This is a genomic window from Synechococcus sp. JA-3-3Ab (assembly GCF_000013205.1).
Lineage (GTDB): Bacteria > Cyanobacteriota > Cyanobacteriia > Thermostichales > Thermostichaceae > Thermostichus.
Map to the genome: position 1 here is coordinate 1,206,841 of NC_007775.1, position 26,192 is coordinate 1,233,032.

Below are 26,192 nucleotides of genomic sequence, written 5' to 3' on the forward strand. Positions count from 1 at the left end.
TAATCGAACTCATAAAGAAAGTAACGATCAGCCTGTCTTTGCGGATGATAGCTTAGGATTAAACCAATGTAGGCTTGTGTTTGTCAAAGTTCTAGCCTAGACAGTGTATAGAAATCTCGCCACTGGATTTCCAAAATCCAGGCGGTTGAGGCTAGCGATTGGCAGCGCTTGAAAAGGAGGGTTTAGGACTTTACATCCGCTTGGATGAAGACTGTCTCGAAGCCCAAGTAGGGCCTCACAGTTGTGAGGCGAGTTCATTCACGAAAACTCGGTGGTCTGTGGTTTTGGCCCTGAGTTTTGCCTCTTGATTGCATCCGTGAATGGCATTTTCTGGTTTTGTGATTCGTTTAGAGGGAGATCAACGTGGCCTACTCAGCAACCCAAACCAAAAAGGGCTATCAAGCCGGCGTAAAGGATTACCGACTCACGTATTACACGCCCGATTACACGCCCAAGGATACCGACGTCTTGGCCTGTTTCCGGGTTACTCCTCAGCCGGGCGTTCCCCCCGAAGAGGCCGGGGCGGCTGTGGCGGCTGAATCTTCGACCGGCACCTGGACAACCGTGTGGACGGATCTGCTCACCGACTTGGATCGGTACAAGGGCCGCTGCTACGACATCGAGCCGGTCCCGGGCGAAGAGAATCAATACTTCTGCTTCGTCGCCTACCCGCTGGATCTGTTCGAGGAAGGCTCGGTCACCAACATGCTCACCTCGATTGTAGGCAACGTCTTCGGCTTCAAAGCCTTGAAAGCGTTGCGGCTGGAGGATGTGCGGATCCCGGTGGCCTACCTGAAGACCTTCCAGGGCCCTCCCCACGGCATTCAGGTGGAGCGGGACAAGTTGAACAAGTACGGCCGTCCGCTGCTGGGCTGCACCATCAAGCCCAAGCTGGGCCTTTCCGCCAAAAACTACGGACGGGCCGTGTACGAGGCGCTGCGGGGCGGGTTGGACTTCACCAAAGACGACGAAAACATCAACTCCCAGCCCTTCCAGCGCTGGCGGGATCGCTACCTCTTTGTGATGGAGGCTGTCCACAAGGCGCAGGCAGAGACTGGCGAGATCAAGGGGCACTACCTGAACGTGACGGCGCCCACCTGTGAGGAGATGTTCAAGCGGGCGGAGTTTGCCAAGGAGATCGGTGCCCCCATCATCATGCACGATTACCTGACTGCCGGATTTACCGCCAACACCAGCTTGGCCAAGTGGTGCCGCGACAACGGCATCCTGCTGCACATTCACCGTGCCATGCATGCCGTGATTGACCGCCAGAAAAACCACGGCATCCACTTCCGGGTGCTGGCCAAGTGCTTGCGCATGTCCGGCGGCGACCACCTGCATGCCGGTACGGTGGTGGGCAAGTTGGAGGGCGACCGCGCCATCACCATGGGCTTTGTGGATCTCATGCGGGAAAACTACGTGGAGGCCGACCGCTCCCGCGGCATTTTCTTCACCCAAGATTGGGCCTCCATGCCTGGGGTGATGCCGGTGGCCTCCGGTGGCATTCACGTCTGGCACATGCCGGCGCTGGTGGAGATCTTCGGCGACGACGCGGTGCTGCAGTTTGGTGGCGGAACCCTGGGACACCCCTGGGGGAACGCGCCAGGCGCCACTGCCAACCGGGTGGCCCTAGAAGCCTGTATCCAGGCCCGCAATGAGGGTCGGGATCTGGCCCGTGAGGGCAACGAGATCATCCGCGAAGCGGCCAAGTGGTCGCCGGAACTGGCGGCTGCCTGCGAGCTGTGGAAGGAGATCAAGTTCGAGTTCAAGCCCGTCGATACGCTCTAGAGATCTGCCGGGGGCAAGGGATCCCCAGAGTTCTCTTGCCCCGCTGCTTCGGCTTACCCCTGGACTGGCCATGGATCTGAAACAGATCGCCAAAGATACGGCCAAAACCTTGATCAGCTACCTGACCTATCAGGCAATGCGCACGGTGCTGGCCCAACTGAGCGAGACGGATCCTCCCAGGGCCCTGTGGCTGCAGCAGTTCTCGGCTCGGCAAAACCTTCAGGAGGGGGAAACCTACCTGCGGGCTTTGCTGGCAGAGCGTCCTGACCTGGCCTATCGCATCATGACCGTTCGCGAGCACATTGCGGCGGAGGTGGTGGACTACTTGCCGGAGATGGCCAAGACCGGCATCCAGCAAGCCAACATGGAACACCGCCGTAGCCACCTGGAACGGCTTACCTCAGCAGCGGGATCCCCGCTGGCCACGCACCCGGAAGCGGGATCCCCTCTTCAGAACCCTACACCTGAAACGGAGTAACTTCAGTCATGCAAACCTTGCCGAAAGAGCGCCGCTACGAAACTTTTTCCTACTTGCCTCCGATGACGGATCTGCAGATCCTCAAGCAGGTGCAGTATATCTTGGATCAAGGCTACATTCCTGCCATCGAATTCAACGAGTCTTCGCAGCCCACCGACCACTACTGGACGCTGTGGAAATTGCCCCTGTTCAGCGCCACTTCTCCCCAGGAGGTGCTGACCGAGGTACAGGCCTGCCGCAGCGCCTACCCCAATTGCTTCATCCGTGTGGTGGGTTTCGACAACATTAAGCAGTGCCAGGTGCTCAGCTTCTTGGTTTACAAGCCCAGCGGCCTGCGCTAGGAGAGGTCCAGAGCAATCGGTCTAGTTCCCAGCCAATCGGCGCAGAGGGAGAGCTTCTCCCTCTTTATTTATTTCTTGCTTTGCATAGCCATTCCCAATGGCAACGGCGCCATTCTCAATCTCAAAAATACAGTCATTTCAAACAGCAACGAAACGGTTCTTTGCCTCGTTATTGCTACGCAACGCTCTAACTCCCCTCTCCCAGAGGGAGAAGGGCTGGGGGTGAGGGCAGCGGCGCGGAGCGCTTGGGCATCTTTTTAGGATCCGATCCCCAAAAGCGCCCCCAGACCCACTGCTAAAAGAGCTGCTAGGGTCGTTTGAATGCCGTTCACCACTTCATTGCTCATCCAAGCCAAGCGAGGCTGCAACACCACCCCCATCCAGCTTTCTGCCAAAGTGGCCAGGATCCCGGCCAGCCAGCAGATTCCCAACCATAGGAGATTCCCTCCCACCCATTCTCCGCCAATGCCCCAGGCCAAGGCGGCCATCCCTCCTGCTGCCGCCACCCCCGCCAGGGATCCCTCCAGGCTGACGGCTCCCTCAGTGCCTGCTGGCACCGGCTGCAAGGTGGTGATCAAAAAGGTCTGACGTCCGTAGGCTTTTCCCACCTCGCTGCTGACGGTATCGGCCAACTTGGCGGCGAAGCTGGCGCTATACCCCAACCACCAGAGGGGATGGGCAAAAAGCGCATATCCCACCGCACAGGCAGCTCCCGTCAGGGCAGATCCCCAGACATTTTCCGGCCCTCGCGCCCCCTCTCGCTTTTCGGCGATCCCCTGGGCCTGCTTGCGGCGGATCCCCAGCTTGGTTACGGCGGTGCCGACTAAAAAATAGGCGGCTACGACCAGGTAACCCCGCCCTCCCAGGCCCCCCCACACCAACAGGCCCAGCAGGCCCGCATGGAGAACCCCAGCTCGCGTCAGCGCCTTCTGGGGGCTCAGCAGGGCCAGCGCCACCAAGGCCAGATTGAGCCAGAGCGCCACCCCCCACTGACTCAGCAGCCACGCCTGACCCATGAGTGCCCTCCACCACCGGCAAGGGCGGCTAGGAACTGGCCACAACAACGGAGAGGGAGGGATTCGAACCCTCGACGGAGCTTTTGGGCCCCGTAACTTCTTAGCAGGAAGCCGCTTTCGACCACTCAGCCACCTCTCCAGAGCGGCAGAGACCTCAGCAAGCTGGGATCCAGCCGCCGGTTCACCTATTGTAGAAGATGGGATCCCACCCGGCAACTGTTCTCGAGCGGGATCCCTGCTGCAGCTCAGTTCACCACCTGCACATAGATATCGAAGCTGCCGCTGTTGTCGCCGTAGCTGCCCTTGGCGTCATTGACGTTGAAGGCGATATCCAAGTTGGGATCCAGATCCACCTCTTGCGGCTGCTCCGGCGAGGATTCCCAGACCTGCCGGGCCACCAACCGGGCGTTGGGCTGGAACAGCACCAGGCCGTAGCGGCAAAGACCGGGGTAGCGCCACTCCGAAGGCGTGGGGATCCCTTTGCCGAGAGGAGAGCGGATGCTGGTGGAGAAAGAAAAGCCATAGCGCCAAGCCACATTTTTCACAAAAAAGCGAATGCGGCTGGCCCGCAGCGGCTGCCCCTGCCAGTGCAGGATGTTGCCCGGTTCTTGGTTGACCCGCAGGCCGTAAAAGGCGATCCAGCCCTGCAAGTTCTCCTCTTGGGGTTGGGTGCCCTCGATCGCTGCGGCTTGGCTCCAGTCTAAGTCGCTGCCATCGCAGGTAATCTCTGGCGGGACTTGCGTCAAATCCATTTGTGGCAGCCCTGACGTAGCGGGTGTAGCCGATTGGGTAAACATCTATCTCTCCTTTTCTTCAAAATGACTCCAGAAGTGAGAAGCTGTAAAGAGCTTACAGGGATCCCAAAAATGAGCCGGGGAAAGGTTTTAAAGACAAACCTATTCCTCTCCCTGCTGCTGGATGGAGAATCTCAGATGAACTGTGACATCGGGGCTGAGAACCTCAGGCTCTTCCTCGATCGGGCAAGAGATTAAGGTCTCAAGCTCTTTGTAATAGGTCAACTTTACTTGATGGATGGCGGCTATTCCCAGAGAAATAGACCTTTGCAATACTTTTTTAGGGAACCATAGGGAGTTGCTAATTCCCTGTGACTCGGCTGCGAATGAAGGCCAGAACCCAAATCCAGGTTTGCTGCAGATTTTCCAGAAGCTTGTATTTTGGAACACATTAATGGTGTAATCCCCTGTTAAGCACTCTTGCGCTCGTTTGGTCTCTGCAGCAGCTTTCCGCAACCCGGAGCGCTTTGACAACCGTTTTTGATAAGATCACCATTGCAAGTCTCGCGGGGTGCCCGGCGCCCACGGCATGCACGACACTTCTGCCGCCACCGATCTGGAGATCATCTCTTTGTCAAGCCCTCGGCAGGCCATGTCCTTGGCGGGCATTCAGGAGGCCAACCTGAAGTGGATCAGTCGCTCCAGTGGTGCCTCTGTAACGCTGCGCGGACAAGACCTGTACCTGAAAGGCACCCCTCAGCAGCGGCAGCAGGTGCGGCAGTGGCTAGAATTGCTGAAGCCGCTTTGGCAAACTGGACACCCTGTCACGGTGATTGATGCGGAGCAAGCTTTTCGCGCCCTCTCCGGCCAGGAGGCTACGGCCTATCAGCAAGCGCAAGCAGGTGTGTTGGCCCGCACCCGTAAGGGAGAGTTGATCCGGCCCAAGACACCCCGCCAACAGGAGTACGTGCAAGCCATTCGCACCCACGATCTCTGCTTCGGCATCGGGCCGGCAGGCACCGGGAAAACCTATCTGGCTGCCGTTGTGGCCATCACAGCCCTGCAAAACCGCGAGTACGAGCGTTTGATCCTGACGCGACCAGCGGTAGAGGCAGGGGAGAAGCTGGGCTTCTTGCCAGGGGATCTGGTGGAAAAGGTAGATCCCTATCTGCGGCCTCTCTACGATGCCCTGTTCGAGTTTATCGACCCGGCCAAGCTGCCCCAGCTGATGGCCCAGGGAGTCATCGAGGTGGTGCCGCTGGCCTACATGCGGGGGCGTACCCTCAGCAACGCTTTCATCATCTTGGACGAGGCCCAAAACACCACCCCGGAGCAGATGAAGATGGCCCTCACGCGGCTGGGCTTCCGCTCCCGCATGGTGGTTACCGGGGATCTCACCCAAACGGATCTGGGCAAGCATCGCCTGTCGGGCCTGGCGGCTGCAGAGCGCATCCTGGCGGGGGTAGAGGGGGTTGCCTTTTGCTACTTTGACCAGCGGGATGTGGTACGCCACCCCCTGGTGCAGCGGATTGTGGATGCCTACGCCCGCTACGAGAGCCAGCAGTGAGACCGAGGGTAATCTTCTTCGATGCCGTGGGCACGCTGTTTCGGGTGCGGGGCAGCGTCGGCCAGGCCTACAGCCAGGTGGCAGCAGCGTATGGAGTGGCGGTGGATCCGCAGGCGTTGGATCGCGCCTTTGCCCAAGCTTTTGCCAGCGCTCCGCCGCCAGCCTGTGCCGGTCTTCTGGGATCCGCCCTCCAGGAATGGGAGCGGGCCTGGTGGCGCCAGGTGGTGCGCCAGACCTTTGCGGGGGTGGGATCCCTGGCTGCTTTTGGGGAGGAACGGTTTGAGGCGTTTTTTGCCCGCCTTTTCGAGTATTTTGCCACGTCGGATCCCTGGGAGCTCTATCCCGAGACGCTGCCGGTTCTGCAGGTTCTGCAACAGGAAGGGATCCAGCTAGGGGTAATCTCCAATTTCGACAGCCGCCTGCCCAGGGTGCTGCAGGCGCTGGGGCTAGGGGGCTATTTTTCCAGCCTTACTCTCTCTACCCAGGTGGGCTATGCCAAGCCCGATCCCCGCATCTTCCAAGCTGCCCTAGCGGCCCAGGGGATCCCGCCTGCCGCTGCCTGGCACATCGGCGACAGCCGCCGCGAAGACTATCAAGGGGCCAAGGCAGCAGGCTTGAGGGCCCTTTGGCTGGATCGAGAAGGACAAGATCCCTCCTGCCAAGAGCGAATCGAAAACTTGGGGGGATCCCTCTCCCTGCTCAATGCGCTGGAGCGGAATTAAGCAGTAGCGGGGCAAAAACCCCATCGGGCTTGAGCAAGTAGCGCCGCAGGTTCATCTGCCGCTCCAGAAGGCAAGCATGGCCGCTTAAAGGCGAGATCTCCACCTGGGCCTGGGGCAGTCGCTCCGCCAGACGCTGCACCTCCTGCACCGAGGGCAGGAGGCGATCCCGCCCCCCCGCCACCAGCAACGTCGGCAGGGTCATCGACTCCAGGGGCAGCTCCTCCACGACAAACGATCCCAGCAAGGCCAGGCGCTGGGCGGCCACCGTGGGCTCAACACTGTGAACGGCCTGGCGCAGCCGCTCCCGATCCGGCGGCTCCATTTGGCTTAGCTCCGCCAAAAATCCCAGCCCCCGCTCCGCCATCTGGTGGTAGAGCGCCGGCGGCAAAAAAGGCAGGAGAACATGACCTGCCCACCACCAGGGCCGGCGCCGCAGCGACGAGGCCGGATTAACCAGAATCAGGCCACGACAGCGCTCCGGCTGCTGGGCAGCCACAGCCAGGGCTAGGCAAGCTCCGAAGGACTCGCCACACAGGTAGGCTCCCTCGTCCAGCTGGGATCCCACCCAATCGGCCAGGCTCTCCCAGCTCTGCCCTGCTGCGGGGTGGTTTAAGCTCAAAGGGCGGACGTGAAACTCGGCTTGCAGAGCCTGTGCCTGCCGGTAAAACAATTTGCCGGTGCCATCCATACCCGGCAAATAGAGCAGCAAGGGCCGCTTCTGGCGGCTTGGACTAGAGGCAATGGGCTTGCCCTTCAATGTTTCCATCTCCTTGCCAACCCCAAGCGCACCTGTTCGCGAGCGGCTGCCGTCAACTCCTGAATTAGCTGCAGCCGCTCCTGGCGGCAGGTAGAGCGCCCTGCTCCCCCTACCCAAAGAGGGGATCCCACTCGAACCACCACCTGACGGTAGATCACCACCGGATGCCCCCCCGGCCGCTGAAACCTGGGCTCCGTGGGATCAAACCAGCGGAAAAAAGCCATGGGAATATCCATCGCCCGCCACTCTTCCTGCGCCCACACGGCCACCGGCAGGATCGGCAGGGGATCCACGCCAGCAGCCAAGGCCAGATGGGCAAAGCCCGGCTGAAACCAGCCCAGCTCTTGGGGCGAGGTCTCGCGAGTAATCTGCTCCGCCCCTTCCGGGAAGATCCCCACCCCTCCGCCTGCCGCCAGAGTGGCCTGCGCCTGGCGAAAAAAGGCAAGCTGCGGCCCTGATCCCTGCTGGAGGGGGATACAACCCAGGGCCAAGGCAACCTCCCGCAAGAGGGGCACTTGCGATAGGTAGTAGTGGCAGGCAAAACGAATCGGTCGATCCAGCCCAGCAATCAGCACCGGCGCATCCAAAAAGCTGCGATGGTTGCTCACCACCAGCAGGGGGCCCTGGGGAACCCGCTCCTTGCCCTCCACCCACACCTCCGTCTGGAAAAGGCCAAGCAAGACCTGCGCCAGCGCCCTCGCGTCGGGGAACCCGCTTTGCTGCAGGAGTTGATCCAGCATCGCCACCCTGCTCAATAGTCCACCCCGCGCCGCAGATCGGCCCCCTGTTCGGCATAATGCTTGTGGCTCACCATTTCCGAATGGACAGAGGCCAGCTCAAAGTAGGGCAAAGGCGCATGGCAGCGCCCTGTGATGATGATCTCCGTATCGCGTGGCTTGCGCAGCAAAGCCTCAACAATCGGCTCCACATCCAATAGCTCCAGATCCACCGTTGGGTTGAGCTCGTCCAGAATAATGGTCTTGTAAAGCCCAGAGGCGATGGCCGCCCGTGCCAGCTCCCAGCCCCGCTCCGCCTCCACGTAGTCGATTTCCTGCTGCTTGCCCCGCCAAACGATGGCGTCGCGGCCGCAGCGCTGGTGATCTACTAGATCGGGATAGCTCTCTCGCAAAGCCCGAATGGCCGCATCTTCTGTGTAGCCCGTTCCCCCCTTTAGCCACTGCATAATCAGGACGCGGTGGGAGAGATCTTTGCTGATGCCGCGCCCAATGGCCTGCAGAGCCCGGCCCAGAGCGCTGGTGGACTTGCCCTTGCCGTTGCCGGTATAGATCTCGATGCCGCTGAGGAGGGGCTGGCCGTCCTGGGGATCCGCCGCCCGCCGCACGCTGCGCATTTCCGAGTGCAAATCTGCTAGGTCGATAATTTCCTTAGGGGCGCCCCGTCCGGTGATGATGACCTCCATTTCCTCTGGCTTTTGCTTGAGGGTGCTGACGACCTCGTCCACAGGCAGCAGGCCCAGATCCAGCACCGGGTTTAGCTCGTCCAGCACCACCACCGAGTAGAACCCCGACGCCAGCGCCCCCTTGGCCACATCCCAGCCGCGGCGGGCCTCTTGGCGGTCAAACTTAGTGATCTCGTCGGGGCCGAAGAACTCTCCTCGCCCCGTGCGCAGTTGATCGATAAGGTGGGGGAAGCCGCGCTGCAGAGCGGCAATCGCGGCATCCTCGGCATAGGTGCGGCCCGGCCCCTTGAGAAACCGCACCAGCAACACCCGGCTGGGGGCCGAGTTTTCAATCCCCAGCCCAATGGAACGCAGCACAACCCCTAGCGCCGCCTGCGACTTGCCCTTGCCCTCGCCGTCGTAAACATGGATCTGGCCTCGCCGGCGGTCAAATTGTTGCGCGGTTACAATGCCGATTTCTGCCATGCCCCTCCGCATCACGCCGCTGTCCAGAACTCGTGCTTCCCTACCCCCATCTTAGAGTCTAGCCAGAGGTTTTCGGGGAAGCGCGGAGAGGGCCAGAAAAAGCCGGCAAGAGCCGATAAACACCGGGATAAGATGAGCAATGGTTGTCCAGCCCAGTGCTTATCTAGCGAGGGATCCCCCTTGTATCCAACCGTGTTTTCTTCTCGCCCCTTGCCCCCTGCGGTCGATAGCCCCATCGAGCTGGTGGGACGGACGCCGCTCATTCGCCTGCGGCGGGTCACCGCCGACCTGCCGCCGTCGGTGCGAGTGTATGGCAAAGCAGAGTGGTACAACCCCGGCGGCTCGGTCAAGGATCGCCCGGCCCTGAATATGATCCGCGCTGGCGAACGCGAGGGCAAGCTTACGCCTGGCAAGATCATCCTGGATGCCACCAGCGGCAACACCGGCATCGCCTACGCCTGGATCGGGGCAGCTTTGGGGTACAAGGTGAAGCTGGCCCTGCCGGCCAACGCCAGCCCAGAGCGCAAGAAGATCCTCGCCGCCTACGGGGTGGAGGTAGTGCTCACGGATCCAGCCCTCGGCTCCGATGGGGCCATCGAGAAAGCCCGCGCCCTCTATGCCGAAAACCCGGATCTCTACTTCTATCCCGACCAGTACAGCAACCCCGCCAACTGGCAGGCCCACTACGAGACCACGGGGGTAGAAATCTGGGAGCAAACCCAGGGACAGGTCACCCACTTCGTAACCGGGTTAGGCACCAGCGGCACCTGCATGGGGGTGGGGCGGCGCTTGCGGGAGTACCGCTCCGATATCCAGATCATTGCCATGCAGCCGGACTCCCCCTTCCACGGCCTTGAAGGCCTCAAGCACATGGCCACTGCTCTCAAGCCCGAGATTTACGATCCCACCCTGCCCGACCAGCACATCGAGATCTCCACCGAAGCAGCCCAGAAAATGGTCAAGCGTTTGGCCTTGGAGGAAGGCTTGTTGGTGGGCATCTCTGCCGGAGCCAATGTGGTGGCGGCTCTACAGGTGGCCTGTCAGCTCTCCTCCGGCGTGGTGGTGACCATCTTGTGCGACGGGGCCGATAAGTATCTCTCAGAGCGGTTTTGGACAGAAGATTAAACTAGCCCGTACCGCAATGGCCCCTCCTCTTAACAGCCCCGCCCTTTTGCCGCTATGATGGTTAAACCTGGAATGCGGATGTGGCGGAACTGGTATACGCGCACGTTTGAGGGGCGTGTGGCTTTGCCATGCGAGTTCGAGTCTCGCCATCCGCACTGGGCCCTCACCCCCAGCCCCTCTCCCAAGGAGGAGAGGGGAAGCGGGCAGTGGTCAACCAGCCGATTGCACTATTCCCGAACGGCGCCCTGAAGGCGTGTGCCCCAGGTGCGGGCAAAGCTCAGGTCAGTCCCGGTCAGATTGGCATCGCGCAGATCGGCCCCCCGCAAGTCGGCGCCGTACAGGGAGGCAGAAGAGAGATCGGCACCCCGCAAATCAGCACCCCGCAAGTCCGCTCCCTCCAGGTAGGCACCGCTGAGATCGGCGCCACGCAACTGGGCGCGCCGCAGATTGGCTCCCACCAAGTAGGACTGGCTGAGATCGGCGCCAGTGAGGATGGTGCGCTCCAGGTTGGCCTCGATCAGGTCGGCACCCTGGAGGTTAGCCTCTGCCAGATCCAGGTTGCTCAGCTCAAGGGATCCCAGCCGGCAATTGGGACAGGTTCTGGAGGCCAGCAGGTAGCGCAGGAAGCAGGCGTTGGGGGTTGTGGCGGCGGCATTGGAAGCGACGGCTGTCGTGGCCAGCAGGGCCAAAATGGCGGAAGCTTTGAGATGAAAGTTCATGGTAACCGAGCCTCACAAAAAGTTGACTGAGACAATCCGGCAGAGCGGGGTTGTTTTGCGTTGGTCACATGATAGTGGCATCTGCCGGCTTCGGCCACTGCACAGATCTGCCTGGTTTTGTGGATCGACAGACGCTCCCAAGGTGTGATGACGTTGTGGCCTTATCGCCCCAGAGCTTGTGGGCTATCGCCGGGCGGGGGAGGATCTTTCAGCAGCGGATCCACCCAATGCCAAGACAGTTGCCCCAGTCCCAGCAAAACCGAAAGTATCGCCGAGGCAGCCAAGACGCAATCCTAGCGGGTTGCCAGCCGAGAAGGATGGCTCGGCTGGCGTTTCCTCCGGCCGGGCCGGGCAACGGGCAAGCTTTCCCAGGGGGGGAGAGGGCGACAACGCAGGAAGCAACCGCAGCGGCGACAGCGACGATCGGAGTCGAGGTTGAGCCAATGGCAAGCTGGACAGCGGAGCATGGGAAAGGCCAGGGATCCCATCCGGGGGCAGCGCGAGCAGTTGCGGCATCCGGCAACCGTATCTGAAGATCTTCCCAATTCCCATGCAGGTGGTCAATTCTGCTCGTCCCCCTCTAGATCAGGGGTCGAGTTCGGGGCAGCCTTGGGAGAGAAGCCTCTGTGGAACTAGCCCTCCAGAATCAGTCAGCATCGAACAGCAACCCTGTGCCGATCCTATGCAGATTCGACTGGAAAACATCTGTAAGCGTTATGGCCGCCGTGAGGTGGTGAGCGACGTCAGCTTGCACATTCAGCAGGGAGAAGTTGTGGGGCTGCTGGGGCCCAATGGGGCGGGGAAAACCACCACCTTCTACATCATGACCGGCCTGATCCAGCCCAACCGAGGCCATGTCTGGCTGGATGACCAGGACATCACCCATCTGCCGATGCATCGCCGGGCCCGCTTGGGGATCGGCTACTTGGCTCAGGAGCCGAGCATCTTTCGTCGCCTTAGCATTCAAGACAACCTGCTGCTGATCATGGAGCAGACGGGGGTGCCTCGCCGCCTCTGGCAGCAGCGGCTCAACCACCTGCTGGAGGAGTTTCGCATTGCCCATGTGGCCCACAGTTTGGGTTTGCAGGTGTCGGGGGGAGAACGGCGCCGCGCCGAGATCGCCCGCGCCCTGGCAGCCGGGATCCACGGGCCAAAATTCCTGCTGCTGGATGAGCCCTTCGCGGGGGTGGATCCCATTGCGGTGGCGGATATTCAAGAGGTGGTGGCCAAGCTCAAGCAGCGGGGCATCGGTGTTTTGATTACCGACCACAACGTGCGGGAGACGCTGGAGATTACCGACCGGGCCTATATTCTCAACGACGGCGCCATCCTGGCCAAGGGCACACCAGCGGAGCTGGCGGCGGATCCCTTGGTGCGCAAGTATTACCTGGGGGAGAAGTTCCGTCTTTGATGCCGCTCCATCTCATCGCCAGGAGTACAAAGCTCGCAGGCGTTGGCTTTTTTTGTGCTGGTGGGCCTGCATGCGGGCCAGCAGCTCGTCCAGCAGGGCAACCGCCTCCAGGAGATAGGGGCCCTTATTGAGCATGACGCACTCGGCGCGGGCAGACAGCACCGCATCGGAAAGCTCAGGCCGGGAGGGCAGGCCCTCCTTGGTGAGCTGATCCAGCACCTGCGTAGCCCAGACTACCGGCACATGGGCGGCCTCACAGATCCACAGCAGCTCCTCCTGGATCTCGCCCAGGCGCAGCCAGCCAATCTCCACGGCCAGATCTCCCCGGGCAATCATCACCCCCAGGGGCCGGCAGCCGTCGACGGCCGCGATCAGAGTGGGCAGGTTTTGCACCGCTCGCTGCGTTTCAATCTTGAGGATCAAGCCCAGATCGGGCCGGGCCTGGCGCCGCTCCAGCTCAGAAAACAGCAACTGCAAATCCGCCGGCTGCTGGACAAAGGAATAGCCCACCAGGTCGGCATGCCGCACCACGAAGTCCAAGTCTTGGCGATCTTTCTCGGTGAGGGGCTGGATCGAGAGCTGGCTGTCGGGAAAGTTGAGGCCTTTTTCCTCCCGCAGCTTCTTGCCCTGCGGGGCGACTTTGTCCACCTCCAGCACCACCCCTGCCGGCTCGATCCCCACTACACGAGCGCCGATTTTGCCGTCGTCGATCCAAACAGTTGCCCCCACCTTGAGGTGGGCCAAGATCTCCGGCAGGGTGCAAGCCACCTGGCAGCAGATGTCAGAGTCGACCGGCGGAATGGCTGCCGTGAGCAGGATGCGATCCCCACCGTACACCTTGGCTTTGCCGGGTGGCATGGCCACCAGGCCCGTGCGGATCTTGGGGCCGGCCAGGTCGAACAAAATCTTGCAGCGCCGTTGAGTCTGGGCTTCGGCCTGGCGCAAGTGGGCCACCATTTTCTCCCACACCAGGGGATCGTCGTGGGCGCAGTTGATCCGGGCCACGTTCATCCCCCGTTGCAGCAGTTGCAGCAGCAGCTCGGGCTGCTCGGCAGCTTCGCTGGGCAGGGTCACCATGATGCGGGCGCGGCGGTGGGGAGAAGGAGGGCCAAACAGCGCCTCAGCATGCTGCTCCAGCGCCATGTCCCCAGCGTAAAACTCCTCATAGCTGGGCCCCTTGTGGCTTAGGCCCTGCGTGGCTGCCAAAGTGGCGATCACTGCATCCAGGGTCTCTAAGACCCGCGATTCACACCGTCCCAGCGAGGACAGCCCCACCGCAGCCAGCTCCAATTGCAGGTTGCGCAGATCGTGTTGGCGTAGCGCCAAATACCGAGCTAGGTTCTCGAGAGCGGGGGAGGGGTTGCAGGGGCTGCCCCAGGCGGTCAAGTACTTCTGGGATCCCTCCACAACTTGCTGTCGCAGCTCCAGGAGCTGCTCTAGCAAACGCTTAGGCGAAGAGGGGGAAGAGGAAGCCATGCTGAAAGCTATCTCAAGACAAACAAGCCCAACGCCCGGCCCAAGCCCGCCTTGGGTCGATCATAGGCAAGTTAGGGTGAAAAAGGGAGGCGATTAACCTTTTGTTGGCCAGCGTTCCGGTCTAGAGTCGTTAACAGCCTTCGGGTTGTCCTGACTGCTACTTCCCTTGGTTTTGTGAAACTTCATTCTCCCCCTACTCCTCCTTCAATCAAGCAGTCTTGCAACAGGCTCTCCATCGTTTGCGCGGTGGGCCTGATGGATCGCTACATCATCTCCGAGATGCTCCTGCCCTTTTTCTTTGGGGTGGGAGCGTTCACCACCCTGGTGATGGCAGTGGGATCCCTGTTTGAGCTGGTGCGGCTAGTGGTAGAGGCGGGGCTGTCCCTTTCAGCAGCGTTGCAAGTGTTTGTGTTGCGGGCGCCGGGGATCATCGTCCTGACGTTCCCCATGTCGATGTTGCTGGCGACGTTGCTGGCCTATGGGCGCCTGTCTGCTGATAACGAGATCACTGCCCTGCGCGGCTGCGGCGTGAGCCTCTATCGTCTGGTGGTGCCGGCCCTCCTTCTCAGCCTCTTGGTGACGACGTTAACGTTTCTCTTCAACGAGCTGGTGGTGCCGGTGAGCAACCGCCAGGCGGCCCTGACTCTAAACCGCGCTTTGAACCGAACTCCAGAGTTCCGCCGCGAGAACATCCTCTACCAAGAGTTCGGCGAGATCCTCGCGCCCGAGCCAGACGGCACTTTTTCCCGCCGGCAAGGGCTAACCCGTCAGTTCTATGCCCGCAGCTTCGATGGCCAGCAGATGCGCGGCGTGATCGTGCTGGATCTTTCCAACGAGGCTCTCAGCCAGATCCTGCTGGCGCAGCAGGGGCGCTGGGATCCCCAGGAGAACCTCTGGGTGTTTGAGGAGGGCACCAACTACATCGTCTCCCCTGATGGCACCTACAGCAACATCGCCACCTTTGCCCGCCAGGAGTTGCGCCTGCCGCGCGCGCCGCTGGATTTGGCCCAGGAGGTCCGCAGCCCCGAGGAGATGAACATTCAAGAGCTGCGCCGCTACATCGAGGTCATCGCCAGCTCGGGGGATCTGCAGGGGGTACGCCGCCTTCAGGTTAGCCTCAGCCAAAAGTACGCCATCCCCTTTGCCTGTCTGGCCTTCACCTTGATTGGGGCGCCCCTGGCGCTGCGCCCCCAGCGCACCAGTTCTTCTCTGGGCCTGGGCCTCAGCGTGCTGATTATCTTCGCCTACTACGTGCTGCTGTTTGTCAGCCAGGCGCTGGGCCAGATTGGAACCTTGGGGCCGGAGGTGGCGGCCTGGTTGCCCAACTTCATCTGCTCCGCAGTGGGGCTAGGACTACTTTACCGAGCCAATCGCTAGGCAAAGGCCAGCTACCGCAGCGGGATGAACTCGGTGCGGCCAATGATTTGCTGGCCTTGGTCGGAGAGGGCATAGTTGATGAAATCAGCCACCACGGGGCTGGTTTTTTGCGGTACCACCAAAAACACGTTGCGGGCCAGCGGGTAGCGGCCACTTTGGATGGCCTCGCGGGTGGGCATCTGGCCGTCGATGGGCACCATCCTCACCGTTTGCTGGTTTTGCACCTGATCCACGGTGCTGTAGGTGATGCCGTCTTCTCCCAAAGCCCGCAGGAGAGGGGTGGTGGCATCCTGGGTGGCAGTGGTGAAGTAGGGCGGGTTATCGGGGGCAAAGGGCAGCCCCAACAGCACCAGCTCCTGGAAAACGCTGTAGGTGCCGCTCTGAGGGGCGCGGTTGAGAACGCGAATCGGACGATCGGGGCCGCCTACCTGGCTCCAGTTGGTGATCCGGCCCTGGAAGATGTCGGCCAACTGCTGCAGCGTCAGGCCGCCCTTGTAGGGGTTGTTTACCCCCACCGCCACCGCCAGGGCATCTTTGGCCACCGGGATGGCCTGCAAACCCGCCTGGACTTCGCTGGCATTGAGGGGGCGAGAGCTGGCAGCAAGCTGGATGCGACCTTCCATCAGGGCCTTGAGGCCGGCGTTGGATCCATTGGGCTTGCCGTCGGGGATCCCGTAGGTGATGGGGATGGCGGGGTTGCGCTGGCTGTAGCCTGACTTCAAGGCCAAGACAATGCGGATCATGGTGACGCTGCCGTCCATCTGCAGCACCGCCGGGTTGGGCAGGGAAGTATCCAGATTAACCGCGCTGGGTGGCTGGTTGGGGGCCTGGGCTGGAGGAAGATTGGGGGCCGTTGGCGCTTGCGGCTGGGCAGCCGGGATCTGGCCAGGGACAGAAGGCGCGTTCCCTCGCTTCAGGAAAGAGTCAAGCAGGCCGGAACGATAGGCATACCAGCCGCCTCCCCCCAGTATCGCCAGCAAAAGAATGTAGACAATCGGAGGTGGGCCGGAAGGTCGTACGGTCATGGGATCCCCCTCGAGAAATTCGCAGTCCAGACTTTGGCGGACTTTCCCCCTCTGTTGTATCAACTGTTTGCCCGGACTGGGCAAGCCGCAGGTTAAAGGGCATTCTGTCCCACCTCCCGCAGCTCAATGACATCGGCGCGGGGATCTGCCTGCAGAACCTCCAACTCGATCCAGGCCCCCAGCGGCACCTGCCGTTCCAAGCGCACCGGCACGCGAAAGGCAATCTCATCCAGCATGGCCATCACCAGGTTCTCCTCCTCGCGCAGGTAGCCCAAGACCAAGGCCTGCCAAATCTGCCCCGGTCGCTGACGCAGGTACTCGATGCTCCAGTAGCGCTTGGACTTGCGCTCCACCTGGTTGGCCTCGGCGGTGCCTGGCTCGATCCCCAGCAACAATTGCTGCACCTTGGCTTCTGTCAAGGGCAAGGGATCCCCGCGCAAAAAAGCCTTGATCTGGTAGTGGGCCACCAGATCCAGGTAGCGGCGAATGGGAGAGGTCACCTGACAGTAGGCATCGAGCCCTAGCCCCGTATGTCGCCCCGGTTGGGTGGCCACTTCCGCCCGCGAGAGACAGCGCATGATGGCAAACGACCGAACCGGACCCTGGGGGTACAGATCCAAAACCTCCGGCGGGGGCAGCTCAGGAGCCGGCTGCAGGCGATAGGGCACCGGGATCCCGTTTTGGCGGGCAAAGCGAGCGGCTACCTCACCGGCCAGCACCATCATCTCCGCCACCATCTGCCGCGCCGGCGTATCCTCGATCACCCGCAGGTGGGGGATCTCGTCGATGACCTTGATGTCCTGCTCCGGCAGGCCGATGGGGATCGCCCCTTGCGCCAGTCGCCAGGCGTAGCGCCAGCGCGCTGCCCGAGCAATGGCTGTCAATTGGGCCTCCGCCCCCAACTCCAGCATCTCGTCGGCATCGTCGTAGGTGAGGCGGTAGTTGACCCGGATCTGGCTGAGGCAAATTTCGTAGTCGCGCACGGCCCCGTCGGATCCCAGCCGGATGCCGAAGCTAAGGGCAGGCCGCACCTCCCCCTGCACCAAGCTCATCGGGCCGGTGGACAACTCCGATGGAAACATCGGGATCACCCGCTCCGGCAAATAGACGCTGGTGCCCCGCTTGCGGGCTTCTAAGTCGAGGGGATCCCCCCACTGCACCCAACAACTGGGATCGGCGATGTGGATCCAGAGCTTCACCTCGTCATCCGACTCAAACTCGACGCTGAGAGCATCGTCGATGTCGCGGGTGCTGGCATCGTCGATGGTGTAGGTGTGAAGATGGGTGAGATCCCGGCGCAGAGGCAGATCCAAGAAGGGGGGAGGCCCGCCAAGCAAAGTTTGGGCGTAGCGCTCCACCTCCTTGGGAAATTGGGTGGGGATCCCCGTAAGGCGCAGGGCCAGGTTCTCGTGGCGGCTCCACAGGCCCAGGGCTACCAGGGCGTCAAAGGCTCCTTGAGGAGTGTCGGGAAATCCCATCAGTTGCAGCAGTTGCGAGACCCGCTCCCGATCCGAGGGGGTGAGGTTGTGGGAGAGATCCTCGTGGCTGCGAATGCTGGCCGCCGCTCCCTGCAAAGCTAGGCGCTCCAGCACCTCCAGACGAGCTCGTTCCGCTGGGCTCCAAGTGTACTTTTGCCCAGGCTGGGCCACCGCTGCCTTTAGGCGGGCCTCAAACTCGGCCTGTTCCTGCTGCCGCTGCTGGGTAACGGCAATTTGATGGAGAATTTCCTTCACCTGAGCCGGAGTACGCGGCTCGTAGCCTTCCCCCTTTGCCTTAAAGTAGACGTAATCCTCGCTCAAAAGACGGTAGGCAGCATAGGTGGAGACCGGGGAATCGTCGGAAAACAACAACTGGGCCATCTCCGACAGGCTCAGGGGCCGACGCTCCTCCTGAACCAATTCCCAGGCCAAAGCCAAACTTTCGGGATCCAACTTTGCCTGCACCGCCTGCCAAAAGCCCGGGATATCGGACACCGTAAAGCTGGAATTGCCGTTCAAGGCAAACGTAATTTGGCGAGGGTGAACGCTGTGCACCTGCCCCGAAGCCACGCCCAGCAGCAGGTTCTTTTTGCCCTCGGTGCCCTCAACTACTGCCAGTACCCGCTCGTTGTTGTGGCGAAACTCGACCAGCGTGCCCTTTTCCACCCTCTTTCCCCATGTAGGTTGCCGCCAGAATTGTATTTTCTCCTGGCTCTACTTCTCCTGCCCATGGGGAAAACCCGACAAGCCAAACCAGCCCCAGAGGGCGAGCGCTTGCCAGCGGGAGGATCCCAAGGCAGGGCGGAGGCAGTTGCCGAGCCGGCCAGAGGAGGTACCCGGCCTCTTCGTGTTTCTTTGGATATGCCGCCACCTCCGTCTGTATGTGATACCTTTTATCCAGGTTTAGGGGAAACTGACGAACCGGCTAGAGGTTGGCAGGTTTTTTCTTGGCGCCACCTCGGCTGTAGATTTGCCGATTTGTCCAGAGGTTTGCTAAGCGGGCTATCCTTTTTCCTTGGGCTTTCTTGCAGCAAAGGGATGAGCAGTGGACAACCCAAAGCGATTGTTGCTGATTGACGACGATCCAAACCTGATCCTTCTGGTGAAGGATTACCTGGAGTTTCGCGGCTACGAGGTGGTTGCGGCGAGCAATGGCCTGGAAGGGTTAGAGGCGATGCGCCACTTTACTCCGGATTTGATCATCTGCGATGTGATGATGCCGGAGATGGATGGCTACACGTTTGTCCAGACCATTCGCTCCAACAGCGCGACGGACTGGATTCCGGTGATCTTTTTGTCAGCCCGCGGGCAAACGGCAGATCGGGTGCGCGGCCTCAACACGGGGGCAGATGTTTACCTGGTCAAGCCCTTTGAGCCGGAAGAGCTGGTGGCTCAGGTGGAGTCCGTCCTCAAGCACACCGAGCGCCTGTTGCAAATGCAGAATGCGGTCATTCAGCCGGTCATCAAGTTAGATCGGGAAATCGAGCTCACCCCTACGGAAGCCAAGGTGATCCAGTATGTGGCCAGGGGCATGTCCAACCGCGAGATTGCCGAGGTGATGGGAGTGAGCCAGCGCACCGTCGAAAGCCATGTCAGCAACATGCTGAGCAAAACCGGCCTGCACAACCGCACCGAACTGGCCCGCTGGGCCCTCGAAAGTGGTTTGGGCAGAGGCTGAGGGGGCCTTTGTTGCATCGCCGCTTGCCGACAAAAGGGCAACTCAGGGGATCTGGCTTTTCCTCTCTGTCTGGGGGCAACTCTGGAGGGGCGGGCGAGCGTTGGGCAGGATCGGGGATCTTTCAACTCCTCTGCCCGCCGTCTGCGGTTTTGGCGGCAAACTGAAGAAGGTACCCCGCCACGGCTACGGTTTAGACCTTATGGGATCCCGTTTACCGCGTCCGGCCCGGCCCATCCGCTCCGGCCACTACCCGGCCAAGGAGCTGTGCAGCCAGTGCGGCCTCTGCGATACCCGCTACGTCGCCCACGTCAAGGAAGCCTGTGCCTTTTTGAACCAGCAGTTCACCCGCCTAGAAGAGCAAACCCACGGGCGATCGCGGGAATCGCTGCGCTCCAAATCGGATGCCGTCAGCGACAGCGACTACTTCGGCGTCTACGAGGCAATGTACACGGCCCGCCGGCGGGATCCGATCCCGGGTGCCCAGTGGACGGGCATCGTCAGCAGCATCGGCATGAAGGCCCTCAGCAGCGGCCTAGTAGAAGGGGTGGTGTGCGTGCAGGCGGATCCCCGGGATCGCTTTCAGCCACGGCCTGTCTTGGCGCGTACCCCAGAAGCGGTCTTGGCGGCGCGGGTCAACAAGCCAACGCTATCGCCCAATCTCTCCGTGCTGGAGCAGGTGGAGCAAAGCGGCCTCAAGCGCTTGCTGGTGATCGGGGTGGGCTGCCAGATCCAGGCTTTGCGGGCGGTGGAGAAAAACTTGGGCCTGGAGAAGCTCTATGTGTTGGGCACGCCCTGCGTAGACAACGTCAGCCGCGCCGGGCTGCAAAAGTTTCTTGAAACCACCAGCCGCTCCCCGCAAACGGTGGTGCACTACGAGTTCATGCAGGACTTCCACGTCCACTTCAAGCACGAAGACGGCTCGGTGGAAAAGGTGCCTTTTTTTGGCCTCAAAACCAAAGAACTAAAAGACGTGTTTGCCCCCTCTTGCCTTACCTGTTTTGACTACGTCAACAGCCTGGCCGATCTGGTGGTGGGCTATATGGGATCCCCCTTTGGCTGGCAATGGCTGCTGGTGCGCAATGCGCGCGGGCGGGAGCTCTTGGATCTGGTTTGGGAAGAGCTGGAAACCCAGCCGGTGATCTCGCGGGGCTCGCGGCGGGCGGCGGTGCAACAGGGGATCCAAGCCTACGAGCAGGCCCTGAGCTTGCCCATGTGGCTGGCCCAGCTCCTGGCGGTGGCCATCCAGCGCTTTGGGCCGCGCGGACTAGAATATGCCCGCTTTTCCATCGACTCCCACTTTGTCCGCAACTATCTCTACGTCCGCCGCCACTATCCCCACAAGTTGGAGCAGCATGTGCCTCCTTTTGCCCGGCGCATCGTGGAGCAATACCAACTCCCCTCTCCCTAGGGGAGAGGGCCAACCCTAGAGCTCAGCAATAGCGGATCCCGGCTTCTGCCCAGCGGTCGATGGCCTGGCCCAGGCGTTCGCAATCGGCAATCAGGCTGATCCGCACGTAGCCTTCTCCCCCTTCCCCAAAGGCGTTGCCGGGAGTCACCACCACCCCGGTGGACTCCAAAACCCGCAGGGCAAACTCCGTCGATCCCTCGGGCGTGCCGTCGGCGGTGCGGGGGGTCGGGATCCAGAGGTACATCGTCGCCCGCGGCGGCTCGATCTGCCAGCCCAACTCGGCCAGGCGGGCAATGAGGTAGTCGCGTCGGCGGCGGTAGCGCTCCTGCACCTGCTGTAGGTAGCTATCTGGCAAGGCCAAAGCGGTCTCGGCCGCCTTTTGCAGGGCGCCAAAAATGCCGTAGTCGAGGTTGGTTTTCAGGGTGCGCAGGCTCTGGATAATCTGGCGGTTGCCCACCACAAAGCCTACCCGCCAACCGGCCATGTTGTAGGTTTTGGAGAGGGTGTGGAACTCCACGGCCAAGTCCTTGGCGCCAGGGATCTGCAGCAGGCTGGTGGGCCGGTAGCCGTCAAAGGCCAGCTCGGCATAGCACAGGTCGTGCACCAGGAGGAGGTCGTAGCGGCAAGCAAACGCCACCACTGCTTCAAAAAAGGAGCGGGTCGCCACCGCTGTTGTCGGGTTGTTGGGGTAGTTGAAGTAGAGCAGCCGCGCCTGCTTGGCCACCTCCGGCGGGATCTCTTGCAGGTCGATGAGCCATCCTTTCTCCGGGCGCAGCAGCAGTGGGTAGATCTGCCCGCCGGCAATCAGGGGACCGCGAAAATGGGGCGGGTAGGCAGGGCTAGGCACCAGCACCAGATCCCCTGGATCCACGTAGGCCAGGGCCAGGTGGGTCAGGCCCTCTTTGGATCCCAATAGAGGCAGCACCTCGCCATTGGGATCCAGCTCCACCCCGTAGCGGCGCCAATACCACTCGGCAATTGCCTGGCGAAAGCTAGCCGTGCCCTCGAAGGGTGGGTAGCCGTGGTGAGCGGGATCGGCAATGGCGGCCTGGGCCGCCTCCACCACCGGCTGGGGGGTGGGGCCATCGGGGTTGCCCATGCCCAGATCGATCAAATCCAACCCCTGCTGGCGGGCGCGGGCCTTCAGCTCATCCAAGCGGGCAAAGACATAGGCAGGCAGTTTGTTCAGCCGCTGGGCAGGGGCGAGGGCACGGTTCATAGCAAGGAGGGGAAACGAGTGCAGCCGGTGTCTGATGGGAGGTTAGCTACCTAACTTACCGCCAGAGCTGCCTTCAGGGCAATGATTGAGATCAGCGGGTTTGGGCATCTGGGATCCCAAAGGCTAGGATAGAAGTCTGGGTTCGGCTTTTTGGCAAGCGGAGCAGTGGCTTTACCCCTTGTAGCCGTTGTGGGTCGCCCCAACGTGGGCAAATCCAGCCTCGTCAACCGCCTGGCGGGGGTGCGCTCGGCCATTGTCCACGACGAGCCGGGCATCACGCGGGATCGCCTCTACCAAGAGGTGGAGTGGAACGGGCGCCGCCTGCGGGTGGTGGATACCGGCGGCCTGGTCTTCGGCGACGACAGCGAGTTTTTGCCCCACATCCGTCAGCAGGCCATGGCGGCGATGGCCGAGGCCCACGCTGTAATCTTTGTGGTGGATGGCCGCGAGGGGCTGACCCCTGCTGACAAAGAATTGGCCGATTGGCTGCGCAGACAACCCCTGCCGGTGGTGGTGGCCGTCAACAAGTGCGAGTCGGGGCAACTGGGCCTGGCGCAGGCGGCGGCTTTTTGGGAGTTGGGGCTGGGGGAGCCGATCCCTTGTTCTGCCGTCCACGGCAATGGGGTAGCCGAGCTGTTGGAGGCGGTGCTGCCTCACTTGCCCGAAGTGGCCCAAGAAGCCGCAGATGAGCCGGATCCCATCGCCGTGGCCATTGTAGGGCGGCCCAACGTAGGCAAGTCCAGCCTGCTCAACCGCCTGGTGGGATCCGAGCGGGCCATTGTCAGCCCCATTGCTGGCACCACCCGCGATGCCGTTGACACCCTGGTGGAGTGGGAGGGGCAGAGCTATCGTCTCATCGACACGGCTGGGATCCGCAGAAAAAGCCGGGTGGAATATGGGGTGGAGTTTTTCAGCATTAACCGCGCCTTCAAAGCCATCCAGCGCTCGGACGTGGTGCTGCTGGTCATTGACGCCCTGGAGGGGGTAACCGAGCAGGATCAGCGGTTGGCTGGCCGCATCGAAGAAGAAGGCCGCGCCTGCATCATCGTTGTCAACAAGTGGGACGCGGTGGAAAACAAAGATACTCACACCATTAACGAGTACACCCGCGAGATCCGCGAGCGGCTTTATTTCATTGACTGGGCACCCCTGTTGTTTGTCAGCGCCCTCACGGGGCAGCGCACCCACAAGATCTTTGCCGAGGTCAACACAGCGGTAGCCGCCCATCGCAAGCGCATCGCCACCTCCGTGGTCAATGAAGTTCTCCAGGATGCCCTCGCCTGGCAGTCACCCCCCGCCAACCGCCAGGGCAAGCAGGGCAAAATCTACTACGGCACCCAGGTGGCGGAGCGGCCTCCCACCTTTCTCCTGTTTGTCAACGATCCCGATCTGTTCAAAGAGAACTACCGCCGCTACCTGGAAAAGCACTTCCGGCAAAACCTCGACTTCACCGGTACCCCCATTCGCTTTCGCTGGCGCAGCAAATCCGAGCGCCTGGTGGGACGGGCAGTGCAAAAATTGGAGGGTTCCCTGGCCTCTCGTTAGGCCCTCTGGTGGACGAAGCTCTCTTCTGAAAGCGTATGGCTGTGGATCCCAACGTCAAAACCCTGGTGGAGAATCGCCGCGCCCGCTTCGAGTACGAGATCTTGGAGACCTACGAAGCCGGGATCCAACTGACCGGCACAGAGGTAAAGTCCATCCGAGCGGGCAAAGCCAACTTGCAAGACGCTTTTGCCCTCTTTCGCGATGGCGAGGCCTGGCTGCACAACTTGCATGTTGCCCCCCACGGAACTGCCAGCAAGGTGTTTAACCACGACCCGACCCGCCGCCGCAAGCTGTTGTTGCACCGCCGCGAGATCGACCGGCTGCGGGGCCTGGTGGAGCAAAAAGGCCTGACTGTGGTTCCCCTGCGGCTGGTGCTCAACCGCGGCTGGATCAAGGCTCACCTGGGCGTGGCCCGCGGCAAAAAGCTCCACGACAAGCGACAAGCAATTAAGGAACGGGAGACGCGGCGGGAGATCCAGCGGGAGCTCAAGGGGCGCTAGGGCCCGACAAGCTCCTGGCAGCTCCTATTTTCCGAGGGGGGTGGCCCAAAGCCGCTGGAGCCCTTCGTGGCAACAATTTCCAGTTTTCCTCTCCCTCAGGGAGAGGGGCTGGGAGTGAGAAATCCTCCGCTAGGATTGGAAGCGAGATCCGACTCGGTCGGCTGCAAAGGCACCACTGGGAAATTCTAGGCGCCGGGGAGAGGAAAGAAGCGGTCGGTGGCCTTGACCCGCTCACACCAGGCGCGGATGTTGGGGAAGGGCTTGAGGTCAAACCCGCCCTGCTCGGCCACATGGGTATAGGTAAACAGGGCCAGATCGGCGATGGTGTAGCGGTTGCCCACGAAGAACTCCTTCTCCCGTAGGTGGCTTTCCATGATCTCCAGAGCCTCGGTACCGAGTTTCAGGTTCTGGGCAATTAGCTCGGCATTGGCCTCGGCCTGGCCGGCTCGCACCCAAAAGCGGGTGGTGGCAATGTAGCGGGCAATGCGGGTTTGTTCAAAAAGGAGCCATTTCAAGATCTCGGCTCGCTCCAGCCGCGTCTGGCCATAGAGGGGAGTGTCCTCTGCTAGGTAAACCAAGATTGCGGCTGACTCGGCCAAGACGGTGCCGTCTTCCAGCTCCAAAGCCGGGATCTGCCCCAGGGGGTTCTTGGCCAGGTACTCGGGGCGGCGATTTTCTCCGACCCTGGAGTTGACCTCAACCGTCTCGTAAGGGATCCCCAACTGTTTGAGAAGCAGCTCTACTTTGTAGCAATTCCCGGAGGTCGGGATCCCATACAGTCGCAGCATTGCCGTTAACCTCAACGTGCAGCATCCCCATCAATACCACCAGATAGCTCAACCTCAGCCACAAAACCCCTTCACGTTTCAACGCGGTAGCCGAAGTCGCGCAGCAGGTGCTCGGAGCGCCGCCAGTGGGGCCGCACCTTGACGAACAGCTCCAGGTACACCTTGCCGGCAATGAGCTTTTGAATCTGGAGGCGGGCGGCCTGGCCAATTTGCTTGAGCCTTTCCCCCCCTTTGCCGATGAGGATCCCTTTTTGCGAGTCCCGCTCCACGTAGAGGGTGGCCAGGACGCGGGTGACGGTGGGGGTTTCTTCCACCTGGTCGATGGTGACGGCCACCGAGTGGGGCACCTCCTCGCGGGTGTGCAAGAGAACTTGCTCGCGGATCAACTCCGCCATGATAAACCGCTCCGGCTGATCCGTCACCAGATCCGGGGGATAGTAGTAGGGCCCAGGGGGCAGCAGGTCGACGGTGGCCTGGATGAGGGGCGCCAAGCTGCCGGGATCCAACGCCGACACCCAGACGACGGGGGCACCGGGGCGCAGGGCTTGGTAGCTCTCTTGGTGGGCCTGGCGCGCGGCAGACTCTTTGGGCAGCAGATCGGCTTTGTTGCAGACGAGGATGCAGGGGGTCGCGCTGGGGATCCGCTCGGCGATAAAAGCATCCCCCCGCCCTGCCGGCACCGAGCCATCCACCACGAAGAGGACGACATCCACGCTCCCAATGGCAGCCTGGGCGTTGTGTACCAAGATCTCCCCCAGGCGGTGGTGGGGCTTGTGGATGCCAGGGGTGTCCACCCAGATGATCTGGGCTTGCGGCAAAGAGAGGATCCCCCGCAGGCGGTTGCGGGTGGTCTGGGCCACGGGAGAAGTGATGGCGATCTTCTGGCCCACCAGAGCGTTCATCAAGGTGGACTTGCCCACATTGGGCCGCCCGATGAGCGCCGCAAATCCCGACTTAAACCCCGGTGGGGCGACCGGGATCCCCGACAGCCCCGCCTCCCCCCGGCCACCCTCTTGTCCCCTCGTGTACGGGGGGATGTAGGGGGGGGCCAGCTCTGGCGGCGCTTGGGCCGCCCCTTCCTGCCACCCTTCCTCTGGAGCGGGATCCCGAAGAGGGGGATGGCCGCGTTCCCGTCGCTCTTCTTCCATCGTGCCC

At 61.6% G+C, this 26,192-nt stretch carries 25 protein-coding genes and 2 tRNA genes; 13 read left to right on the forward strand and 14 right to left on the reverse strand.

Features of this window, described 5'->3' with window-relative positions:
• Positions 1 to 363 precede the first annotated feature (363 nt).
• The 3 genes from CYA_RS05600 to CYA_RS05610 all read left to right on the forward strand — a co-directional run bounded on the left by CYA_RS05600 (position 364) and on the right by CYA_RS05610 (position 2,607).
• Positions 364 to 1,788: a form I ribulose bisphosphate carboxylase large subunit gene (locus CYA_RS05600; RefSeq protein ID WP_011430061.1), complete on the forward strand. Its 1,425-nt coding sequence runs from the start codon at positions 364 to 366 to the stop codon at positions 1,786 to 1,788.
• A 70-nt stretch (positions 1,789 to 1,858) separates the two neighbouring features.
• Positions 1,859 to 2,266 (forward strand): RuBisCO chaperone RbcX, encoded by a 408-nt coding sequence (locus tag CYA_RS05605; protein ID WP_011430062.1) that lies wholly within the window; start codon positions 1,859 to 1,861, stop codon positions 2,264 to 2,266.
• Positions 2,267 to 2,274: 8 nt separating this feature from the next.
• On the forward strand, positions 2,275 to 2,607 hold the full coding sequence (locus CYA_RS05610) for a ribulose bisphosphate carboxylase small subunit (protein WP_011430063.1): 333 nt from the start codon (positions 2,275 to 2,277) through the stop codon (positions 2,605 to 2,607).
• Positions 2,608 to 2,864: 257 nt separating this feature from the next.
• Here CYA_RS05610 and CYA_RS05615 read toward each other — a convergent pair whose 3' ends face one another.
• The 4 genes from CYA_RS05615 to CYA_RS14680 form a co-directional block, all read right to left on the reverse strand.
• A complete protein-coding gene (locus tag CYA_RS05615) occupies positions 2,865 to 3,623 on the reverse strand; it encodes a DUF92 domain-containing protein (RefSeq protein ID WP_041438244.1) in 759 nt (252 codons plus the stop codon).
• A gap of 48 nt (positions 3,624 to 3,671) precedes the next feature.
• A tRNA-Ser gene (locus CYA_RS05620) sits at positions 3,672 to 3,762 on the reverse strand.
• A 106-nt stretch (positions 3,763 to 3,868) separates the two neighbouring features.
• Positions 3,869 to 4,375 carry a hypothetical protein gene (locus tag CYA_RS05625; protein WP_228375466.1) on the reverse strand — a complete coding sequence of 169 codons (507 nt, stop codon included), beginning with the start codon at positions 4,373 to 4,375 and terminating at the stop codon, positions 3,869 to 3,871.
• Between the two features lie 144 nt (positions 4,376 to 4,519).
• Positions 4,520 to 4,891 (reverse strand): hypothetical protein, encoded by a 372-nt coding sequence (locus CYA_RS14680; protein ID WP_143597354.1) that lies wholly within the window; start codon positions 4,889 to 4,891, stop codon positions 4,520 to 4,522.
• Between the two features lie 55 nt (positions 4,892 to 4,946).
• Here CYA_RS14680 and CYA_RS05630 point away from each other — a divergent pair, with 55 nt between their 5' ends.
• Together CYA_RS05630 and CYA_RS05635 are read left to right on the forward strand one after the other, a co-directional pair.
• Positions 4,947 to 5,924: a PhoH family protein gene (locus CYA_RS05630; protein ID WP_011430067.1), complete on the forward strand. Its 978-nt coding sequence runs from the start codon at positions 4,947 to 4,949 to the stop codon at positions 5,922 to 5,924.
• On the forward strand, positions 5,921 to 6,646 hold the full coding sequence (locus CYA_RS05635; RefSeq protein WP_011430068.1) for an HAD-IA family hydrolase: 726 nt from the start codon (positions 5,921 to 5,923) through the stop codon (positions 6,644 to 6,646). Before CYA_RS05630 ends, CYA_RS05635 begins: the two co-directional genes overlap by 4 nt.
• On the opposite strand, the gene CYA_RS05640 is transcribed toward CYA_RS05635, so the two are convergent.
• Genes CYA_RS05640 through CYA_RS05650 form a run of 3 tightly spaced genes read right to left on the reverse strand, consistent with a single transcriptional unit; the run spans position 6,624 to position 9,288 of the window.
• On the reverse strand, positions 6,624 to 7,412 hold the full coding sequence (locus CYA_RS05640) for an alpha/beta fold hydrolase (protein WP_011430069.1): 789 nt from the start codon (positions 7,410 to 7,412) through the stop codon (positions 6,624 to 6,626). The two genes, CYA_RS05635 and CYA_RS05640, sit on opposite strands and share 23 nt — an antisense overlap.
• Positions 7,400 to 8,143 (reverse strand): lysophospholipid acyltransferase family protein, encoded by a 744-nt coding sequence (locus CYA_RS05645; protein WP_011430070.1) that lies wholly within the window; start codon positions 8,141 to 8,143, stop codon positions 7,400 to 7,402. Before CYA_RS05645 ends, CYA_RS05640 begins: the two co-directional genes overlap by 13 nt.
• A gap of 11 nt (positions 8,144 to 8,154) precedes the next feature.
• A complete protein-coding gene (locus CYA_RS05650) occupies positions 8,155 to 9,288 on the reverse strand; it encodes a cob(I)yrinic acid a,c-diamide adenosyltransferase (protein WP_011430071.1) in 1,134 nt (377 codons plus the stop codon).
• A gap of 180 nt (positions 9,289 to 9,468) precedes the next feature.
• On the opposite strand from CYA_RS05650, the gene CYA_RS05655 reads away from it, so the two are divergent.
• Positions 9,469 to 10,413, forward strand: a complete 945-nt coding sequence (locus CYA_RS05655; RefSeq protein WP_228375467.1) for a PLP-dependent cysteine synthase family protein — start codon at positions 9,469 to 9,471, stop codon at positions 10,411 to 10,413.
• 74 nt (positions 10,414 to 10,487) lie between these two features.
• Positions 10,488 to 10,568, forward strand: a tRNA-Leu gene (locus tag CYA_RS05660).
• A gap of 72 nt (positions 10,569 to 10,640) precedes the next feature.
• Here CYA_RS05660 and CYA_RS05665 read toward each other — a convergent pair.
• The gene (locus CYA_RS05665) at positions 10,641 to 11,132 is read right to left on the reverse strand and encodes a pentapeptide repeat-containing protein (RefSeq protein ID WP_011430073.1); all 492 of its coding nucleotides are present in this window, start codon (positions 11,130 to 11,132) and stop codon (positions 10,641 to 10,643) included.
• A gap of 682 nt (positions 11,133 to 11,814) precedes the next feature.
• Here CYA_RS05665 and lptB point away from each other — a divergent pair.
• Positions 11,815 to 12,543, forward strand: coding sequence for an LPS export ABC transporter ATP-binding protein (gene lptB, locus CYA_RS05675; protein ID WP_011430074.1), 729 nt, complete (start codon positions 11,815 to 11,817; stop codon positions 12,541 to 12,543).
• A gap of 12 nt (positions 12,544 to 12,555) precedes the next feature.
• Here lptB and CYA_RS05680 read toward each other — a convergent pair whose 3' ends face one another.
• Positions 12,556 to 14,019: a pyruvate kinase gene (locus CYA_RS05680; protein WP_011430075.1), complete on the reverse strand. Its 1,464-nt coding sequence runs from the start codon at positions 14,017 to 14,019 to the stop codon at positions 12,556 to 12,558.
• Between the two features lie 255 nt (positions 14,020 to 14,274).
• On the opposite strand from CYA_RS05680, the gene CYA_RS05685 reads away from it, so the two are divergent.
• Positions 14,275 to 15,396: an LptF/LptG family permease gene (locus tag CYA_RS05685; RefSeq protein ID WP_228375506.1), complete on the forward strand. Its 1,122-nt coding sequence runs from the start codon at positions 14,275 to 14,277 to the stop codon at positions 15,394 to 15,396.
• 11 nt (positions 15,397 to 15,407) lie between these two features.
• Here CYA_RS05685 and CYA_RS05690 read toward each other — a convergent pair whose 3' ends face one another.
• Together CYA_RS05690 and CYA_RS05695 are read right to left on the reverse strand one after the other, a co-directional pair.
• Positions 15,408 to 16,421 (reverse strand): phosphate ABC transporter substrate-binding protein, encoded by a 1,014-nt coding sequence (locus tag CYA_RS05690; RefSeq protein WP_011430077.1) that lies wholly within the window; start codon positions 16,419 to 16,421, stop codon positions 15,408 to 15,410.
• A gap of 92 nt (positions 16,422 to 16,513) precedes the next feature.
• Positions 16,514 to 18,565 (reverse strand): ribonuclease catalytic domain-containing protein, encoded by a 2,052-nt coding sequence (locus CYA_RS05695; RefSeq protein WP_011430078.1) that lies wholly within the window; start codon positions 18,563 to 18,565, stop codon positions 16,514 to 16,516.
• 379 nt (positions 18,566 to 18,944) lie between these two features.
• Between CYA_RS05695 and CYA_RS05700 the strand changes: the two genes are divergently transcribed.
• Both CYA_RS05700 and CYA_RS05705 read left to right on the forward strand, forming a co-directional pair.
• Positions 18,945 to 19,577, forward strand: coding sequence for a response regulator transcription factor (locus CYA_RS05700; RefSeq protein WP_011430079.1), 633 nt, complete (start codon positions 18,945 to 18,947; stop codon positions 19,575 to 19,577).
• A 199-nt stretch (positions 19,578 to 19,776) separates the two neighbouring features.
• Positions 19,777 to 20,985: a Coenzyme F420 hydrogenase/dehydrogenase, beta subunit C-terminal domain gene (locus tag CYA_RS05705; protein ID WP_011430080.1), complete on the forward strand. Its 1,209-nt coding sequence runs from the start codon at positions 19,777 to 19,779 to the stop codon at positions 20,983 to 20,985.
• Between the two features lie 22 nt (positions 20,986 to 21,007).
• Here the strand turns inward: CYA_RS05705 and CYA_RS05710 are convergent, their stop codons facing one another.
• Positions 21,008 to 22,204: an aspartate aminotransferase gene (locus tag CYA_RS05710; RefSeq protein WP_011430081.1), complete on the reverse strand. Its 1,197-nt coding sequence runs from the start codon at positions 22,202 to 22,204 to the stop codon at positions 21,008 to 21,010.
• 165 nt (positions 22,205 to 22,369) lie between these two features.
• Here CYA_RS05710 and der point away from each other — a divergent pair, with 165 nt between their 5' ends.
• Both der and smpB read left to right on the forward strand, forming a co-directional pair.
• Positions 22,370 to 23,749: a ribosome biogenesis GTPase Der gene (gene der / locus CYA_RS05715; RefSeq protein WP_011430082.1), complete on the forward strand. Its 1,380-nt coding sequence runs from the start codon at positions 22,370 to 22,372 to the stop codon at positions 23,747 to 23,749.
• Positions 23,750 to 23,784: 35 nt separating this feature from the next.
• Positions 23,785 to 24,249 (forward strand): SsrA-binding protein SmpB, encoded by a 465-nt coding sequence (gene smpB / locus CYA_RS05720; RefSeq protein WP_011430083.1) that lies wholly within the window; start codon positions 23,785 to 23,787, stop codon positions 24,247 to 24,249.
• A gap of 185 nt (positions 24,250 to 24,434) precedes the next feature.
• Here the strand turns inward: smpB and CYA_RS05725 are convergent, their stop codons facing one another.
• Positions 24,435 to 25,037 (reverse strand): glutathione S-transferase family protein, encoded by a 603-nt coding sequence (locus CYA_RS05725; protein WP_011430084.1) that lies wholly within the window; start codon positions 25,035 to 25,037, stop codon positions 24,435 to 24,437.
• A 71-nt stretch (positions 25,038 to 25,108) separates the two neighbouring features.
• A complete protein-coding gene (era, locus tag CYA_RS05730) occupies positions 25,109 to 26,185 on the reverse strand; it encodes a GTPase Era (protein WP_011430085.1) in 1,077 nt (358 codons plus the stop codon).
• Positions 26,186 to 26,192: the final 7 nt, after the last annotated feature.